The sequence below is a fragment of the Flagellimonas sp. 2504JD4-2 genome (assembly GCF_053642935.1).
Map to the genome: position 1 here is coordinate 322088 of NZ_JBSIOV010000004.1, position 17712 is coordinate 339799.

General features: G+C 37.6%; 10 protein-coding genes. 9 read left to right on the forward strand and 1 reads right to left on the reverse strand.

All coding sequences use genetic code 11. The features are described from left to right. Positions 1-908 precede the first annotated feature (908 nt). The 6 genes from ACULLH_RS16710 to ACULLH_RS16735 all read left to right on the forward strand — a co-directional run bounded on the left by ACULLH_RS16710 (position 909) and on the right by ACULLH_RS16735 (position 11311). Positions 909-4361 (forward strand): pyruvate carboxylase, encoded by a 3453-nt coding sequence (locus tag ACULLH_RS16710; RefSeq protein WP_454089896.1) that lies wholly within the window; start codon positions 909-911, stop codon positions 4359-4361. A 926-nt stretch (positions 4362-5287) separates the two neighbouring features. Next, positions 5288-6886 (forward strand): sodium:solute symporter family transporter, encoded by a 1599-nt coding sequence (locus ACULLH_RS16715; protein ID WP_454089897.1) that lies wholly within the window; start codon positions 5288-5290, stop codon positions 6884-6886. 91 nt (positions 6887-6977) lie between these two features. After that, positions 6978-7574 carry an L-rhamnose mutarotase gene (locus ACULLH_RS16720; protein ID WP_454089898.1) on the forward strand — a complete coding sequence of 199 codons (597 nt, stop codon included), beginning with the start codon at positions 6978-6980 and terminating at the stop codon, positions 7572-7574. Further along, on the forward strand, positions 7552-8628 hold the full coding sequence (locus ACULLH_RS16725) for a Gfo/Idh/MocA family protein (protein ID WP_454089899.1): 1077 nt from the start codon (positions 7552-7554) through the stop codon (positions 8626-8628). The genes ACULLH_RS16720 and ACULLH_RS16725 overlap by 23 nt, the downstream gene beginning before the upstream one ends. Positions 8629-8650: 22 nt before the next feature. After that, positions 8651-10024 carry an alpha-L-fucosidase gene (locus ACULLH_RS16730; RefSeq protein WP_454089900.1) on the forward strand — a complete coding sequence of 458 codons (1374 nt, stop codon included), beginning with the start codon at positions 8651-8653 and terminating at the stop codon, positions 10022-10024. 48 nt (positions 10025-10072) lie between these two features. Then, positions 10073-11311, forward strand: coding sequence for an enolase C-terminal domain-like protein (locus ACULLH_RS16735; protein ID WP_454089901.1), 1239 nt, complete (start codon positions 10073-10075; stop codon positions 11309-11311). Between the two features lie 403 nt (positions 11312-11714). On the opposite strand, the gene ACULLH_RS16740 is transcribed toward ACULLH_RS16735, so the two are convergent. Further along, entirely contained in the window at positions 11715-12692 is a 978-nt protein-coding gene (locus ACULLH_RS16740; protein ID WP_454089902.1) for a LysR substrate-binding domain-containing protein, read from the reverse strand. A gap of 98 nt (positions 12693-12790) precedes the next feature. On the opposite strand from ACULLH_RS16740, the gene ACULLH_RS16745 reads away from it, so the two are divergent. From ACULLH_RS16745 to ACULLH_RS16755, 3 genes are all read left to right on the forward strand, one after another. Next, positions 12791-13459: a Crp/Fnr family transcriptional regulator gene (locus tag ACULLH_RS16745; RefSeq protein WP_454089903.1), complete on the forward strand. Its 669-nt coding sequence runs from the start codon at positions 12791-12793 to the stop codon at positions 13457-13459. Between the two features lie 423 nt (positions 13460-13882). Beyond that, a complete protein-coding gene (locus ACULLH_RS16750; RefSeq protein ID WP_454089904.1) occupies positions 13883-14674 on the forward strand; it encodes a phosphatase PAP2 family protein in 792 nt (263 codons plus the stop codon). 656 nt (positions 14675-15330) lie between these two features. Beyond that, positions 15331-17640 carry a DUF5703 domain-containing protein gene (locus ACULLH_RS16755; RefSeq protein ID WP_454089905.1) on the forward strand — a complete coding sequence of 770 codons (2310 nt, stop codon included), beginning with the start codon at positions 15331-15333 and terminating at the stop codon, positions 17638-17640. The last annotated feature ends 72 nt before the right edge of the window (positions 17641-17712 follow it).

The following is a 17712-nucleotide window of genomic DNA, read 5'->3' on the forward strand; positions in this document are numbered from 1 at the left end:
TTTTGTTTTTCAAATAAGAATTTGGATTTCTAGATAATTTAGTTGCTTTTGTTTGACACTGGAACCAATCACATTTGGTTACCAATGATGGAATTAAGAAAGTAACTTGAAAGCTAAGATTCATAATAGTGTCAAGGTTTTGGTGGTTAGTTCATTGGGATTTTAAAATATTATTTGTTCATGCTATGGATTAGTTGGCTTGTTTCAGGCAATTATTGATATGTTTTTATCCTCTGAAGTTTGAAATAATGATTAAAAGAGATAAGTGACGACCCGAATAAATAGGGAGCTTTAATCTGCTCGGCCTTGTAATTATTCCATCGCTATGATTTCCGAATCTCAGTTATTGTACTGTTTGGAGCCTGTCTAACAATTTAAAATAATAAACTTTCCCCTTCATAATCTAGAGTTGTCGTTTTTCACAGGAATTTCATGATAAAAGAAAAGGTGTCGAGAGCCAATGTAGTATCGAATAACCTTTGAGTTTACATCTTTATTTAAAAACCCAAGATTGCGCGAGTTGGAGTTTCATGTTTTGTTCCGCTGTTCAGTATTGATACTGCGGATAAACAAGAAGAGGGGTGGTCTAAGCGGAAAAGGAATGTTGTTTCAAAAAAAAATGTTATTCAAAATATCCCAAATGGAATTACAATTCAGATTTTCGGGAATTTACGCCCTAGATAAATCTATGGTTTGGATATCATGCAACTTAAGGATTAGAGTTGAAGTACTTTATAAGATGTCGTCAATTGTGATACATAGAAATTGGCCCCACGGGGATATAGACTTTCATTTCAGTAACAATAATTGAAGTGCTTTAATGAGTCAACTTGCTTTAAGGGTCAATAGATTCTCCAGAATATTTCATCAAAGAAAGTAGTATTGGCATTTGTCGAAAAATTTATATTATGAATATTAAAAAGGTTTTAGTAGCGAACAGGGGTGAAATTGCCATTCGCATCTTCCGGGCGTGCGTTGAAATTGGATTAAAAACGGTTGGGATATATTCCCACGAAGATCGTTATTCCCTGCATCGGTACAAGGCGGATGAATCTTATCAGGTTGGAGAATTGAATGAACCATTAAAACCGTACCTGGATATGGACCTCATCATTGAAGTGGCAAAGAAATATGGAGTGGACGCCATTCACCCCGGTTATGGATTTCTTTCGGAGAATGCAAATTTTGCGCAAAAATGTCAAGACAATGGAATTATCTTTATAGGGCCTAAAGTGTCTGTTCTTAGGGCATTGGGAGATAAGATAACTGCGAAAGATGTGGCTGTGACTAACCAAGTGCCAGTTATACAAAGCAGTGACCAGCCATTGATATCTATAGATTCTGCTCTGGCTGAAGCTGACCGAATTGGTTATCCCGTTATGTTGAAAGCTGCCTCAGGAGGTGGTGGGCGTGGTATGCGCGTAATCCACTATCCGGAAGAATTGGAGAAAGCCTTTCCGGAAGCAAAAAGGGAGGCTCTCAATGCGTTCGGTGATGATACGGTTTTTTTGGAAAAGTTTGTGATTAACCCTAAACACATCGAGGTACAAATTATGGCAGATGAACATGGAAACATTGTTCATCTTTACGAAAGGGACTGCTCTGTACAACGACGCTATCAGAAGGTTATTGAATTTGCTCCGTCCCTTGGTTTACCGCAAACCATTAGAGATAATTTGTACAAGTATGCTTTGGATATATGCAGAGCTGTAGATTATAACAACATAGGCACGGTAGAATTCTTGGTCGATGAGGATGACAGTATCTTTTTCATTGAGGTAAACCCGCGAATACAGGTAGAACATACTGTGACCGAAATGATTACTAATATAGACTTGGTCAAGGCTCAGTTGTTTATTGCTGGGGGATACAGGTTATCGGATGATCAGATAAAGATAAGGTCCCAAAAGTCTATAAATTTAAGAGGTTTTGCCTTACAATGCAGAGTAACAACTGAGGACCCGACAAATGATTTCAAGCCTGACTATGGTGTAGTTACCACCTATAGGAGTGCCTCGGGCAATGGTATTCGGTTGGATGCTGGAAGTTTATACCAAGGGGTCAATATTTCACCCTTTTTTGACAGTATGTTGGTTAAAGTCTCAGCTCAAAGTCATACGTTAGATGGCTGTTGCAGGAAAATGCGTAGAGCATTGACGGAGTTTAGAATTAGGGGTGTCAAGACCAATATTGGATTTTTGAACAATATTCTTTCACATTCTACTTTTTATCAAGGTCTTGCAACGGTCAATTTTATAAATAGAGAACCGTTGTTATACCAGATTTCACAACCCAGAGATCGAGCGAATAAGCTACTTCGGTTTTTAGGAGAGACCATTGTGAATGGCAACCCAGATGTCAAGAATATCAATCCAAACCATTGTTTTATTTCGGCTAAAATTCCAAAAAGTTCTGAAAAAATGAGATACCCCAAAGGAACCAAAGACATGCTCACCGAACTCGGTCCCGAGGCTTTTGCTCAATGGCTAAAGAATGAAAAGAAAGTTCATTTTACTGATACCACGATGCGTGATGCGCATCAAAGCCTCTTGGCTACAAGAATGAGAACGATTGACATGCTCCAAGTTGCGGAGGGTTATGCAAAAAACCTTCCCGAAATCTTTAGTATGGAAGTTTGGGGAGGGGCAACCTTCGATGTTTGTTTAAGGTTTTTACAAGAGAATCCGTGGGAGCGACTCTCCTTGTTAAGAAAAGCTATGCCCAACCTTTTGTTACAAATGCTAATAAGGGGTTCTAATGCGGTGGGATACTCCGCCTACCCCGATAATCTTATCCGTGAGTTTGTTAAACAAGCTTGGGAGAATGGGGTCGATGTATTTCGGATATTTGACTCCCTTAACTGGTTGAAATCAATCGCCCCCTGTATAGAACATGTTAGAAATCATACCAAAGGTCTAGCTGAAGGATCTATATGTTATACTGGCGATATTCTTGATTCCAAAAGAACAAAATATACGTTAGAGTATTATTTACGACTTGCTAAAGATATTGAAAATGCTGGCGCCCATATTTTAGGAGTAAAGGATATGGCTGGTTTGCTTAAACCCAAAGCAGCCTATGAACTTATTTCTGCACTTAAATCAGAACTTAAAATTCCAATTCATTTGCATACACATGATACTTCATCAATACAATCAGCTACCTATCTAATGGCCATAGAAGCGGGTGTTGATGTAATCGATGTCGCTATTGGAGGATTGTCAGGACTTACATCACAGCCAAATTTCAACTCAATTGTTGAAATGTTGAGGTTCCATCCAAGGGAAAACCTTTTAGACAAGGTCAAATTAGCTGAATACTCAGACTATTGGGAGGCGGTTAGAAGCTATTACTATCCATTTGAATCTGGATTGAAAACTGGTTCTGGTGAGGTGTATGTGCATGAGATTCCTGGTGGCCAGTACTCGAATTTAAAGGGGCAAGCGATTGCTTTGGGTTTATCGGATAGATTTCCAGAAGTAACTAAGATGTATGCCAAAGTCAACAAACTTTTCGGGGATATTGTAAAGGTAACACCAAGCTCAAAAGTGATAGGCGATATGGCCCAATACCTAATCAGCAATCAATATAGTGTTGAAGATGTATTGGAAAAGGGGGAAGAGATCTCGTTTCCGGATTCAGTCATCAGTTATTTTAAAGGGGATATGGGACAGCCAGTTGGCGGTTTTCCTGCAAAACTGCAAAAAATTGTTTTAAAAAATGAAAAACCTTATACTGACAGACCGAATGCCCATTTGAAACCGATAGATATGGTGAAGGAATTTGAGGTGTTTAAAAGAAAGTTTTCTGAAGGTATGGGCCGTGAACTAAAAACCACAGACTTCCTCTCTTATCTTTTTTATCCGAATGTGTTTGTTGAAGCTTATAACAAACATGTCAAATATGGAAACATGATTAACCTTCCTACTAAGAACTTCTTCTATGGTCTTGAAATCGGCGAAGAGATTATGGTGGAACTGGACAAAGGTAAAAACCTGTTGATATCGCTGGTCCAAAGAGGGCAAGCCGATGAGTTAGGCAATGTCAATCTGTTTTTTAGAGTTAATGGACAAATAAGAAGTATTACCGTCAAGGATGAGTCAATTAATGTAATTACAAAGGAAAATGTAAAAGCAGATACAGGTGATTCCAAAGAAATCGGAGCTCCAATACCCGGAATGCTCTCCAGTATTTTAGTTGAAACAGGCCAGAAGGTGAAAAAAAACCAACCACTTTTTGTTATTGAAGCTATGAAAATGGAGACCACTATAATTGCGGTCGAAGAGGGGATTATTAAAAAAATTGAACTCAATAATGGTACTTTGGTGAATTCGAATGACCTTGTGTTGGTTATGAAATAATGATTAGTAATCTATTGAAAGAAAATCAATTCTAAGAAGAATGAAAATACCACGCATCTTTAAAGGGCTGCCAGCTTCAAAAGTAATTGGAAAGATAAAATCTGTGGAGTAACTGTTTGATTGCTCACCCAGCTTTAATTTCCAATATTGGTCAATAATATCAATCCATTGCTTGGTTCAGGTCTAAATGGTAAAAATACTTGTGTTGGTTAACTTGGCCAGTCATGTGATGGATTTTACCATGCGCCACATCTATTTTGCAGGGATTGGCATTTGCGCTAGCCAAGGTAATAGTTGGATTCCCAATTATTGATTAAACATTGTCTTTTCCTTGTATACCACTCTGCCGTGGACACGCAAGTATTTTTTTAAAAGTGCTATTTTATTTACAGGCTGGTAAAATTGGGTTATTCGTTTTTAAAAAAGGTGTCAAAACTACTACCTGAGTTTTAACTAACGCAATATCCAATGGTTTGTTCATGGAATAAATTTCAAAGGCGGATTGGAGACTTAGTTTTGATAATTTAGGCAAAGTTAAAGGTATATAAAAAATTAGGGCTTTTGTCCTAATTTTGTATATTTACTCCCTTGTTAATGCTTTAAAAAAGGATAAATAACCAAATAGGTGTGCTGAAATAAATAATAAGCAACGGGTATCCGTTGTTAGGTTCAGTAATTTCAAAAGTTCATTCATGGATGTTTTGGGGTCGTGAATTTCATTTCGCAAACTTGGATAATGTGATGCAAAAGATATTTTTTTAAACTCTAATACCTAGATAAGCATTGTTTTTATCCCCAATTGTGTCTAAAGCTAGGAAGTGTTTATTTTGAAACAAGCACTTTGCTGACAGGAACAATTATGAAACTTTGAATTTCCTTATAACCGGTGAACGTCTTTTAGGAGAAGTGGAAAAATCTGATAGAATATGAGTCAATTAGCTAACATAGATTTAATGATAATTATAACCTATATTTTGGGTGTCATCTTCATTGGTTTATGGTACAGTCGGAAAAAAAGGGGTAATAGTGAGGGATATTTTTTAGCTGGTAAATCTTTGACATGGTCAGTTATTGGAGCTTCACTTTTTGCATCTAACATTTCAACGGTTCATCTTGTGGGTTTAACGGAGTCGGGCTATATAGATGGGATTGTATGGGGAAATTTTGAATGGTTTTCCGCATTTGAACTTGTAATTTTAGCTTTTGTTTTCATTCCTTTTTTTTTACGGACAAAAATAACAACACTTCCTGAATTCTTGGAAAAAAGGTACGATGGTCGCTCTAGGTTAATACTTGCTATTTTCAGTATAATCGCGGCATTGTTTATGCACATAGGTGTTGGGTTTTATGCTGGGGCGGTAGTTTTTGAGAAAATGTTTGGTTTAAACATTTTCATCTCTATTGTAATTATAGCAATTGCTACTGGGATTTATACAATTATTGGAGGATTGGTATCCGTTGTAATAACTGAAGCTGTTCAAACAATAATACTCATTGTTGGTGCACTAACCATAACCCTTTTGGCCATTTATCAGCTTCCAGAAGTTGGTATTCATTCTTATAGCTCACTAAAAGAAGCTGTTGGGCCAGACCAATTTAGAGCGGTTAACTTCGATGTAGCTAAAAAGGGTTTTACTTTTTGGGACATGCTTTTTGGACATTTGGTGCTTGGTATATGGTATTGGTGCACGGATCAAACCATAGTCCAGAGGGTGCTAGGCGCCAAATCGGAAAAACAAGCAAAATTAGGTGCCTTATTTGCAGGTTTTCTTAAAATTTTACCAGTATTTATTATGGTTGTACCTGGTATTTTAGCCTTTGCTCTTTTTCAAGATGAAATCGGTGAAAACACAAAAAGCGCACTTCCAATAATGATCTTGAATTTAATGCCTGTTGGGTTAAAGGGACTTATGGTAGCTGCACTGCTTGCAGCTGTTATGAGTAGTGTGGCAGCGGCTTTAAATAGTTGCTCTACACTTGTGGTTTATGACATCGTGGATAAAATTAGACCAAATCTAAATGACTTTTCTAAAATCAAAATTGGAAAAATAACCAGTTTTGTAGTATTGGTATTGGCGGTCGCCTGGTCTCCTTTTTTAGATAATCTAGGTGGGATTTTTGAATTGATTAACCAGATGTTTGGGATTTTTGCACCCTCTATCGTAACTGTTTTTTTATGGGGCGTGTTGAGCAAAAAAGGAACAGCCAATGCTTCATTCTGGACTTTATTGACGGGTAGTCTCTTCGCTGGGATAGTTTTTCTTTTTGAGAAATATGCAGTTGTAGGCGGTCTTAAAAACTATATTTCAAATCCAAATGGACTTGGAATCAATTGGCTAAGACAAACGTATATATATTTCATTATTTCCTCTTTGATTTTTTATTTGGTTTCTCATTTCGACCGTTCCCAACAAAGCATACCCTCCACTTTTTACCTCAAAGTAAAATCAACATCAAAGACCGTAAACGTATTAGCGTTGACCTTGGTTTTTATTATGCTATTTATCTATGTGTTATTTTATTGATATGGTGATGAAGGAAAACATAATGAGATATTGCTTTGCAATTCCCGAATTTTCAGCAGCGGGTCGGCAAACAAAACACAAGATTAAGGAAATGGTAGCTAGAGATTTTCGATTCGATTTCGAAATCGGAAATTATAACATTTATATGGAAGGGTCTTTTTTTCTTATTGTTATTCATGTAAGGTTTCAGCATCATGCGGATGGTTTTTGGGACAAGTGTTGTGAACTTTTAAGGAAAATTGAAGGTGATATAGGTTTGGGAAAAGCAATCCCTTTAACCAGAATCTTTAAAAAAGAAGCAAAAACCCAGTATGTAGTAAGAAAAAATTCCCGATATAAAACAACTGCTATGACCTTGAATCTTAAAAAAGATAAATCATTGTTGCGGGAGTATATAAAAATCCATCGTCCAGAAATGATATGGCCTCAAATTATTGAAAATATGAATACCATAGGAGTAACCGATATGGAAATTTACTTAAACGAATATCAAGCGTTCTTAATTATGGACACTATACCTGATTTTGACATAAAAGTTGATGTGAAACGATGGGCGAATTTGCCAAAGGAAAGGGAATGGCAAGTGTACGTTTCACAATTTCAAAAAGTGAACTCTAGAAGTATGTCCGCCGAAAAATGGAAACTAATGACTCTAATAGGAAATAATGGATATAGACCAACAACCTAGTTTACCCAACAATCCCCTTCCAATTGTCATTATAGGAGCCGGAGGTATTGTAAGAGATGCACATTTACCTGCTTACACCAAAGTGAATTTTAAGGTAAAGGGAATTTTCAATAAAACAAGATCGAAAGCTGAAACCTTGAAAAACGAGTTTGGTATAGTTGAAAAGGTCTACGATTCTTTGGAAGAACTAATAGCAGATGGTAAAAAACATAAGGCGATATTCGATTTAGCACTTCCCGCAAACCTTCATGCAGAAATTTTGGAACAACTCCCTAATGGCTCACCTGTATTGATACAGAAACCGATGGGAGAGACTCTGAAAGAAGCCAAGCAGATATTGGAAATATGCAGGAGAAAAAAACTAATTTCTGCTGTTAATTTTCAATTGAGATATGCCCCATATAACATTGTTGCCAGGGAAATGATAAATAGGGGAATGCTTGGAGATATTTATGATATGGAGTTGATGGTATGTGTTTATACACCTTGGCATCTATGGGACTTTTTATACCAGTTGCCCAGAGTTGAAATTTTGTATCATAGTGTACATTATTTGGATCTAATTCGCAGTTTTTTGGGTAATCCCCAGAAAGTATACGCGAGTACCATAAAGCATCCTAAGATGAGAAGCCTTGCCTCTACGCGTACAACTATGATACTTGATTATGATGAATTCACACAAGCAAGAGTAATAACAAATCATGGTCATGAATTCGGTCCTGAACATCAACAGTCTTATTTTAAAATTGAGGGAACAGAGGGAGCGATTAAAATCCGTATTGGATTGTCCTTGGATTACCCGCATGGACGTCCGGCCAAATTCGAATATATGTTCTTGAATCAGGAGCCCAGGAAATGGAAAGAGATTCAAATCAAAGGTGGGTGGTTTCCCGATGCTTTTATGGGAACGATGGCAGGTTTGCAAGAGCATGTAATAGATTCAACCAAGTTCCTTCCGCATAGCACAGAAGATGCGTACAACACTATGAAGTTGGTGGAAGCGGCGTATCATTCAAACCAAAAAGGAGGTGTCCCCTTTATAAACATCGAATAATCTGAACTTTAAACAAGTATGTATGAAATTGATCTTATGTTGCTTAAGCGCAATTATGACCTGGAATTTGCAGGCGCAGCTTTCTGGGGGAGGTGAAGCCAACCCTTATTTACGTACCAATCGAGAGGCATTGGAAAACTTTAAGGACCATCGTTTCGGGATGTTTATCCATTGGGCCCCTGTAACCCTTAGGGGCACGGAGATCGGTTGGTCCAGAGGTAAAGAGGTTTCCTTTGATGACTATGATAATTTGTATAAAGAGTTCAACCCGATGTTATTCAACGCTGCCGATTGGGTAAAAGCTGCCAAAGATGCAGGTATGAAATACGTTGTCCTGACCACTAGACACCATGATGGGTTTTGTCTTTGGGATAGCCAATACACTGATTATGATATGATAAGCACTCCCTATGGTAAAGATGTGGTAAAAGAACTTGCAGAGGAATGCAAAAATCAAGGGGTTATTTTTGGGGTCTATTATACTATATGTGATTGGCATCACGAAGATTATCCGGTGATCCATCCCGCTGATGATTACGAAATTCATGTAGAAAGAGAGATAACAAATCCAAAGGTTAAAAAGCAGATGGATAACTATGTTATCTATATGAAAAACCAGTTGAAAGAATTGATTGACAATTATGACCCAGCATTCATTTGGTTCGATGGAGAGTGGGAATGGGCTTGGACACATGATATGGGAATGGATATGTATAAATACTTACGAGGTCTAAAAGATGACTTGTTAATTAACAATAGAGTAGATAAGGGACGCGAGGGAATGTCAGGTCGTACTAAGAGTAATAAGTTCGCCGGCGATTACGCCACTCCAGAACAAGAAATTGGAAAATTTGACAATGAAAATGCTTGGGAAACCTGTATGACTATTGCCACGCAATGGGCTTGGAAGCCGAACGATAAGCTCAAGTCAAAAAAAGAATGTATACAAACTTTGTTGCGGACTGTGGGTGGTGATGGCAATTTGTTGTTCAATGTAGGGCCAATGCCCGACGGTCGAATAGAGCAGCGCCAGATTGACCTTTTAAGAGAAATGGGTGATTGGCTAAAGGTCAATGGAGAAGCAGTTTATGGAACTCGTGGGGGACCTTTTCTGCCCACAGACTACATGGTAAGTACAAGAAAAGGGAATAGTATATACTTGCATCTCCTAAAGAGCCCTCCAGATAATATATTAAATCTGCCCTTTAAGAGTGGGGTGACCATAGAAAAGGCGTATTTTCTAGATGGAAGCTCACCTGTGGATTTTCTTAAGAAGGAAGAGTCTTTCATCATTAGATCTTTGAATGTCTCTTTGGATCAAATGGCAAGAATAATCGTTTTGGAATTAAATAAACCAGCGGAGGAAATTGAATTAATAAAAACAGAGATGAACTAGCTTAAACACCAAAGTAGAGTTTAAGGGGAAAGATTTTTTAGACAAAATATGGGTAAAACAATTATAATAGAAAAGGCAATTGCTTCAGATGTTCATTATAACTTAAAAGAAGGTGCCGGCTCCGATGCCATTCACACGACGCCGGTATATGCTTATGCAGTATGCAAACTAAAGACAAATATAAATTTGGAAGGGGTGGGCCTTGCGTTTACCTTGGGAACGGGAAACAAATTGGTTTGTGATGCAATCGATTATTTGGTAAAACACATAATTGGTCGAGAAATAAACGAGCTAATGTCCAACTTCGGAGTTGTATTTAATGCAATGGTGGATGATCCTAATTTTAGATGGCTGGGGCCGCACAAAGGTATAACTCATTTAGCCTTGGCTTCCATTGTAAATGCTTGTTTTGACCTTTGGGCTAAATCAAAGGGGCTTCCTCTATGGAAATTATTGATAGACCTGACTCCTGAAGAATTAGTCGAAACTTTGGATTTTTCATATTACGAGGATGTTTTGACAAAGTCTGAGGCCATTGACATGCTGGAGGGTCAGCGGATCGGCAGACAGGAGCGTGAGAGAATACTTGAAGAGGGCTACCCTGGTTATGATACCTCAATAGGATGGTTTAATTATACTGATGAAAAGATTGCCGCTAACATTAAAAAAGCTTTGGATCATGGTTTTAAGGCTATGAAATTAAAGGTAGGTGCCAAGAATCCGGAGAGGGATATAAGAAGAGCAAGCCTATTGAGGGAAATTGCGGGTGGTGATGCGATAATAATGTTTGATGCCAATCAGCAATGGAATTTACCCGAGGCCGTTTCCATTTGTAGAAAGCTTGAGGAATTAGACCCATTTTGGGTGGAGGAACCCACGCATCCTGATGATATCCAAGCGCATGTTGAACTGGCTGAAAGTGTTTCTGTAAAGTTAGCTTTGGGAGAGCATGTTCCCAATAAAATAATGTTTAAGAACTTTATTCAGGCTGGATGTATGAGTTTTAACCAGGTAGATGCAGTGAGGGTAGGAGGTGTATCTGAATTTATTTTGATTAGCTTACTATCAAGAAAATACAATGTGCCCGTAGTTCCACATGTCGGGGATATGGGGCAGATTCATCAGCATTTAGTCTTATTCAACCATATTTCTTTAGGGCACCCAGTACTTTTATTAGAGCATATTCCACATTTAAGAAACTATTTTAAGTTTCCAGCCAAAGTTGTTAACGGATATTATCAAGTGCCCCAGGAACCCGGAATGAGCTCCGACTTGATCGAATTCTGAATTATACGGCTTATATATTTTAGGCTCTAATCAATAGGCAGTTTTTTAATGTATGCAAACGTGCCATCAGAATATGCTACTGGATCTTGTTGAGGTATCACCCAGTTAGAGTAACATTTCTTAATTCAACTTGGCTATACTGTCTAATTCCGTAAGATTTGACACTTACTTTTAGTGATCGATTGTCAGGACCTCATATATTTAAGATATTATGGGTTAAATGATGGAGTTTCGCAGAAGGCAACCAAAATTTGAAGGTATAGTGGCAAGGTTACCCTTATTGGGCTGATCGATAGATTTTTTTTTCAATTAATAGACAACAAAAAGCAAAACACCAAAGCTTGTTAATGTAAATAATCTCGGGGCAATAGCTTAAGTAAAAACTTTAATAGCCAAATTTTCGTTAAAAGTAGGTTGTTTGATCAATATCGGATGGAATCTGTTCAGGGGAAATCACTTCGGTTGTATCAAAATTATTGTTTTTAAGTAAGGGTAGAATCTTCTCTTTTATCGTTATTTCTAATAGGTTCAGAATAGGTTTTTTTACAAAATGTTGATGGATTAAGATTCCTACATTTCGTACTGGAACATTTTTCTTAAAGTAACTCAAGTTGTTTTTGTCAGCAGCTAAAAAATCGAGGGTGGCCAGATACGGTAACATGGTGTTGCCGTTACTTTCTTTAACAAAACGAATTAAACTGTCAATAGAACCAGCCTTGAATTCAAAATTGTTGGTCACCTTTGATTTTTTTTTATCCAAATTGCAAATTTTTGTCACCTGGTTGGCTAAGCAGTGACCTTCCTCTAGCAACCAAAAATAGTCATAGTTTATTTCATCCAGTTCAATAGGGTCCTTTTTGGTTCCCGAACAACAATCATATAAAACAAACTCTTCATTGTACAAGGGGTACTCCAATAAATCCGGTTCATTTATTGGTAGGGCCAAGATTCCTGCGTCCAACTCCCTTTTTTTCAGTTTGGAGATAATAGTTTCGGTGGTTAATTCGCTAATCGAAAAATGTATCCGAGGATACTCTTTGGCCAGGTCTCCAAGAAACTTTGGAAGTATGTATGGTGCAACCGTCGGAATAATCCCAATTTTGAACTGACCACTGAGTTCTCCTTTTAGCAGTTTAACATTTTCTTCCAAATTCTCGATTTCTTTCTGAATTATATATAACTGGTCGATTATATCATTTCCCTCTTTCGTTATTTCAACTGGTTTGGTCTTTCTGTCAAAAATCTTGATTTGAATTTCATCTTCAAACTTTCTGATCATCGTGCTCAACGTAGATTGGGAAACAAAACATTTTTCCGCTGCAAGCTCAAAGTGACGTAACTCCTTTACTGCCAGAACATATTGGATTTGTTGAATGTTCATCTATGCTATCGATTTAGTCATCTAAAATATCGTTTTTGTTAATCAAAAATACTTAATAGTATTGTTTTGATGAAAAACGAGTCTTAAAATTAATTAATATGGATGGTGATAATAATTGCAGTGGCTTAAATGAATGCGGGATTTGTTCAAAATTGTTCAATAAGGAAAACCCTTACGCATGTGATGAGATTGGTTTTATTATAATTGATAGGCATGAGAAAATTAATTTTTCCCGTGGCGCTCTTGCCAATAAGGTCTGTTTTCTAAAAAAAGGTTCTATCAAGATCATGACGCTATTAAGTAGCGGGGAAGAAAGAATTAAATATATTTTAACTGAAGGGGAAATTATAGGTGTCTCATTTCTATTAGGGGAAGAACCTGAAAATGATTATGCTGTTGCCATGGAGGAATGTACTATTGCCATGGTCGATGCTAACTTTGTCAAAAAAGGGATGAAGAATAACCCTTTATTGAATGAATATATTTTTGGTGTCGCGAGCATTCGTCTTAATAAAATGGAAAAGGCTTTGGAGTCCATATTGTATAAAGATGCCCAAACACGAATAAAAGATTTTATAAAGGACTATATCGAGGATTTGGGGGATGAAAAAGGTGGTTCCATGATAGCTAAAAACCTATTATCAAATAAAGATATAGCTAAGATTACAGGAACATCTAGGCAAACCGTAAATAAAACATTAAATGACTTGAAGCGTCTTAAAGTCATTGACTTTGATACAAATACCATTACATGGGTCGGAACTTAGTATAAGATTGTTTTATGTATGACTAAAGTGTTTTTTGGTTCTAAGTTGAACTAATTTGTGCACCTAACCCACTTCCCTCTCTAAACATGATGGTAAGGATTCTATAGCTAACAAAAGTGGTTAAGGAATAAAAGCAATGAAACAATTATCCTAAGTATTGATGATCTCACACGACATAATAAGTTAGGAAACCAGGTTGGTCATATTAAAATACTCCTTTTTTCTACTAATAAGCCTTCGTCAACAGATGTAGAGATAACAAATTGGTGTTGAATTCTATCTAATAAGGCCTATATGGAGTAGATATTAATGGGGTATTTTGATTGCCATGCCATGTTCACTCTTATAATGAATTTGCTAAAATATCCCATTCAAAGGAAAACAATTTTATTAAATATCAGTTGTTGGATCTATGGATGCGTAATGATTGGTCAATCAGTTCCTTCCAGTTTAAATGACAAAACCATTTGGAATGACTTTACCTATGACATTGGGAATATTTTCTATGGCATTGGTCATACTTTCAGCAGTCCGGTGCGCTGGAAAGGAAATCAGTGGATTGGTTTTTCTGCACTCATTACCGGTACAGGATTGGTTTACCTGATGGATGAACCAGCCAACGATTTTTTTATGGAACTTGACGATAAGGTCCCTCAGATCATACAGGAATATGGAACTAATTATGGTTCTCCGACTTACAATTATTTATTTACCGGAGGGGTATATCTCTCAGGTTTGTTTGGGAGGAACGAGAAATTGAGAAGAACAGGAGTGCTTTTGGTTGCCTCGGCCAGCGCAGTTGGATTATTGCAACAACTCACTAAGAGTTTAACAGGAAGGAGCAGACCTTTAAATGGTAAATCAAAGGATACTTTTGATCCTTTTAATTCACATCGAAACTATCATTCTTTTTTTTCAGGTCATGCCGCCCTAGCTTTTTCTAACGCATATGCATTGGGAAAACAATTTAGGAACCCTTGGATTAAAGGAGGGCTATATGCAGTTGGACTTATTCCTGGATTTTCTAGATTATGGGATGACCAGCATTGGTTATCTGATGTTGTCCTGGGAGTAGCTTTGTCTATACTAACCGTTGAGTCAATAGACAAATATCTTGATGGAAAATATCATCAAAAATATAATAATACTGGGAAAAAGTTAGATTGGGATTTAAATTTTGGGATGAACAATGTTGGAGTACTCATAAATTTTTAAACGATGATTTTACTTCATGAATTTGCCAATTGTTCCACATGGATGCGACAGTTTAACAGGCAAGTTTCTGTATGGCTAAATCTGAACTTTGAACCCTTGTTTTCAACCCGCCTATTTTTAAGAAACCTTGCATATCAATTAAAGGTTATAAAAAAACTAGATAAACTAATGTGGCGTAAAAAGGTTGTATTAATAGGTGAGTTGGGAGGTTCTAGCTTGTAACCCTAGACCGTTCTGGGAACGATTCAACTAGTCGTGTTGGCATATTGAAGGTTGGAGGGGGAGGTAGGATATAAAAGAAAAACCTTTAAAGCACCTGTCAAAGATTATTGAGAATATGAACATGAAAAGGTAGTGTTTCAATTGATCGAAGTGTGGCGTATTTTAATATCAAACAGTTATGCAGTAAGAGTTCATGATACCGTATTGGTGTCGACATCTTTGTAATTGGCTGTTTGGGTGTATACTTCAATTTTTTGTGATCTATCAAAGATTTGCGCAAAAAAAATATTCTTTTAGGATAAAAGAATATCAGTTTTAGAGCAGTCGAAAATTTATTTTTGCTAGGAACGCTGAATACCTTGTATTTGTCAATTTTGTCTTATGTCTTTCAAAAGGCGGTTCTATATAATTGATGTGATGTTAAATAAAGTTTTATGAAGATAAGTGGCCAAAAGAATGTGGTGGTTGTGCTATTAATCCTATTTACCGTTCTTAGTTGTTCGGATGACAAACCTATGTATACGGATGCGTATAACGTGGTTTGGAGCTCTCCGAGCGATGATCATAGTGGCTCTATGCCTATTGGTAATGGGGATATCGGATTAAACACTTGGGTTGAAAAGAATGGAGATGTTTCTTTTTATATTGGGAAGCTGGATTCATGGGGAGATAATGGAAGATTGTTAAAGGTTGGGAAGATTAGGGTGCAAAGTAATCCACCCATTGTATTTCCAGGAGCGGATTTTCGTCAAGAACTTGATTTGAAGTCGGGAACTGTTAAGATAAGCTCTATAGGTAAGATTAATGGTGAAGATGTGAATTTTGGTTTGGATATTTGGGTGGATGCCAATCAACCTGTTATCCAACTTAAGCAAAGAGGAAGTATACCTGTCGAGTTAAAAACGTCCATTGAAATGTGGCGTACTAGTAAAGATACCTTGCCAGAAATCAATGTAAGTGATTTTATGGAAGATCCGGATGCTGAGGGGTTTCTGCGAGAACCGGTGATAGTTGAGCCGGATAAGCTTGTTGCAAGCAACGGTAAGGATTATATAGGGTGGTATCATCATAATGCAAAATCGGCCGGGTTCAATACTGTCAATGAGTTACAGGGAATGTTGGAATATGTAAAGGAAGATCCTATACTTCATAGGACATTTGGAGCGCTTATTTCTGGAAAAGGAAGTGATCGGGTCAACGATTCAACCTTGATTTCGGCTGCGTCGATGGAAAATTCCCTTCAAGTTTGTGTTTTGACCAAGCACCCTTCGAGTCCCTCTGATTGGATAAATTCTGCGGAAGATATTTTGGATCAAGTTGCACAGGTGCCTTATGAGAAAAGTTATGCTGAACATGAAAAGTGGTGGAAATCTTTTTGGAACAGAAGCTGGATTCGGGCCTCTAAAACAGGTTCTGTTCAAGAGCCGTCCAATGATGCCTTTTTGGTCTCCAGGGCATATCATTTACAACGATTTATAAATGCATCTGCCGGGAGGGCGGATTACCCAATTAAGTTTAATGGGTCAATTTTTACTGTTCCGGCAGAAGGAAAAGTAGGAGGTCCCGATTATCGAAGATGGGGTCCTGGTTATTGGTGGCAAAATACCAGACTGCCTTATTTGGGTATGTGTGCTTCCGGAGATTTTGACCTCATGCAACCTTTGTTCAAGATGTATGCGGGAGATGTTTTGGAATACAGCAAATATCGCACCAAAAAATATTTTGGATTTGAAGGGGCTTATTTTCCAGAATGTATGTATTTCTGGGGTGCGAATTTTCCAGGGGCATATGGATGGACTCCTTTTGAAGAGAGAGAGGATAAATTACAGGAAAGCGGATGGCATAAATGGGAATGGGTTGCAGGGCCTGAATTCGTCTTTATGATGTTGGATTACTATGACTATACAGGGGATAAGGGTTTTCTTCAGAACAAAATCGTTCCCACGGCTAATGAAATCATAAGGTTCTTTGATAACTATTATCAAACCAATGATAAAGGTGTTTGGGTGATGTATCCATCCATGGCGGCAGAGACATGGTGGGATTGTACCAATCCTATGACGGAAATTGCAGGATTACATGGAATTATCGATAGACTAATGGCTTTGCCCGAAGATTTGACAAAGAGAGAAGATCGAGCATATTGGCAAAAGGTATCACAAAAATTACCGAGCCTCCCGCTTCATGAAACACCTTCTGGAACAGCCTTGGCACCGGCCGATAGATTTGAAAACAAACGTAATTCTGAAAACCCTGAACTGTACGCGGTTTTTCCATTTAGACAATATGGGGTGGGGCGTCCAAATATTGAATATGGGAAAAATGCCTTGGAACACCGATTGGATAAAGGGGCTTTTGGATGGCGGCAAGATGATATTTTTATGGCCTATCTAGGTTTGACTGAACAGGCAAGAGAGTATCTGGTAGAAAGAGCCGAAAACTATGATGAAAATTCTCGTTTCCCTGCATTTTGGGGCCCAAATTATGATTGGACTCCTGATCAAGATCATGGTGGGGTTTTAATGAAGAGCTTCCAATCTATGTTAATGCAGGTTGACCCATATTCTGAAAAGATTTATTTGATGCCAGCATGGCCTAAGGAATGGGATGCAGAATTCAAATTGCATGCACCGTACAATACCATTATAGAAGGAGAGGTTAAAAATGGTGAATTGGTACGACTTGCTGTGGACCCTCCTGAAAGAGGACAAGATATAGTCTTGTTGCCCAAAAGTCCAAACTAATATAGCTTTTCTAAAGCTACATTGTCCAATTATGTGCCCAGAATTTCACTGACGGGAGTTAGTATTATTTCG

Coding starts and splice junctions, on each gene's coding strand:
- ACULLH_RS16755 (WP_454089905.1), top strand. CDS start 15,331: ATGAAGATAAGTGGCCAAAAGAATGTGGTGGTTGTGCTATTAATCCTA.
- ACULLH_RS16745 (WP_454089903.1), top strand. CDS start 12,791: ATGGATGGTGATAATAATTGCAGTGGCTTAAATGAATGCGGGATTTGT.
- ACULLH_RS16735 (WP_454089901.1), top strand. CDS start 10,073: ATGGGTAAAACAATTATAATAGAAAAGGCAATTGCTTCAGATGTTCAT.
- ACULLH_RS16740 (WP_454089902.1), bottom strand. CDS start 12,692: ATGAACATTCAACAAATCCAATATGTTCTGGCAGTAAAGGAGTTACGT.
- ACULLH_RS16750 (WP_454089904.1), top strand. CDS start 13,883: ATGATTGGTCAATCAGTTCCTTCCAGTTTAAATGACAAAACCATTTGG.
- ACULLH_RS16715 (WP_454089897.1), top strand. CDS start 5,288: ATGAGTCAATTAGCTAACATAGATTTAATGATAATTATAACCTATATT.
- ACULLH_RS16710 (WP_454089896.1), top strand. CDS start 909: ATGAATATTAAAAAGGTTTTAGTAGCGAACAGGGGTGAAATTGCCATT.
- ACULLH_RS16720 (WP_454089898.1), top strand. CDS start 6,978: ATGGTAGCTAGAGATTTTCGATTCGATTTCGAAATCGGAAATTATAAC.
- ACULLH_RS16730 (WP_454089900.1), top strand. CDS start 8,651: ATGAAATTGATCTTATGTTGCTTAAGCGCAATTATGACCTGGAATTTG.
- ACULLH_RS16725 (WP_454089899.1), top strand. CDS start 7,552: ATGGATATAGACCAACAACCTAGTTTACCCAACAATCCCCTTCCAATT.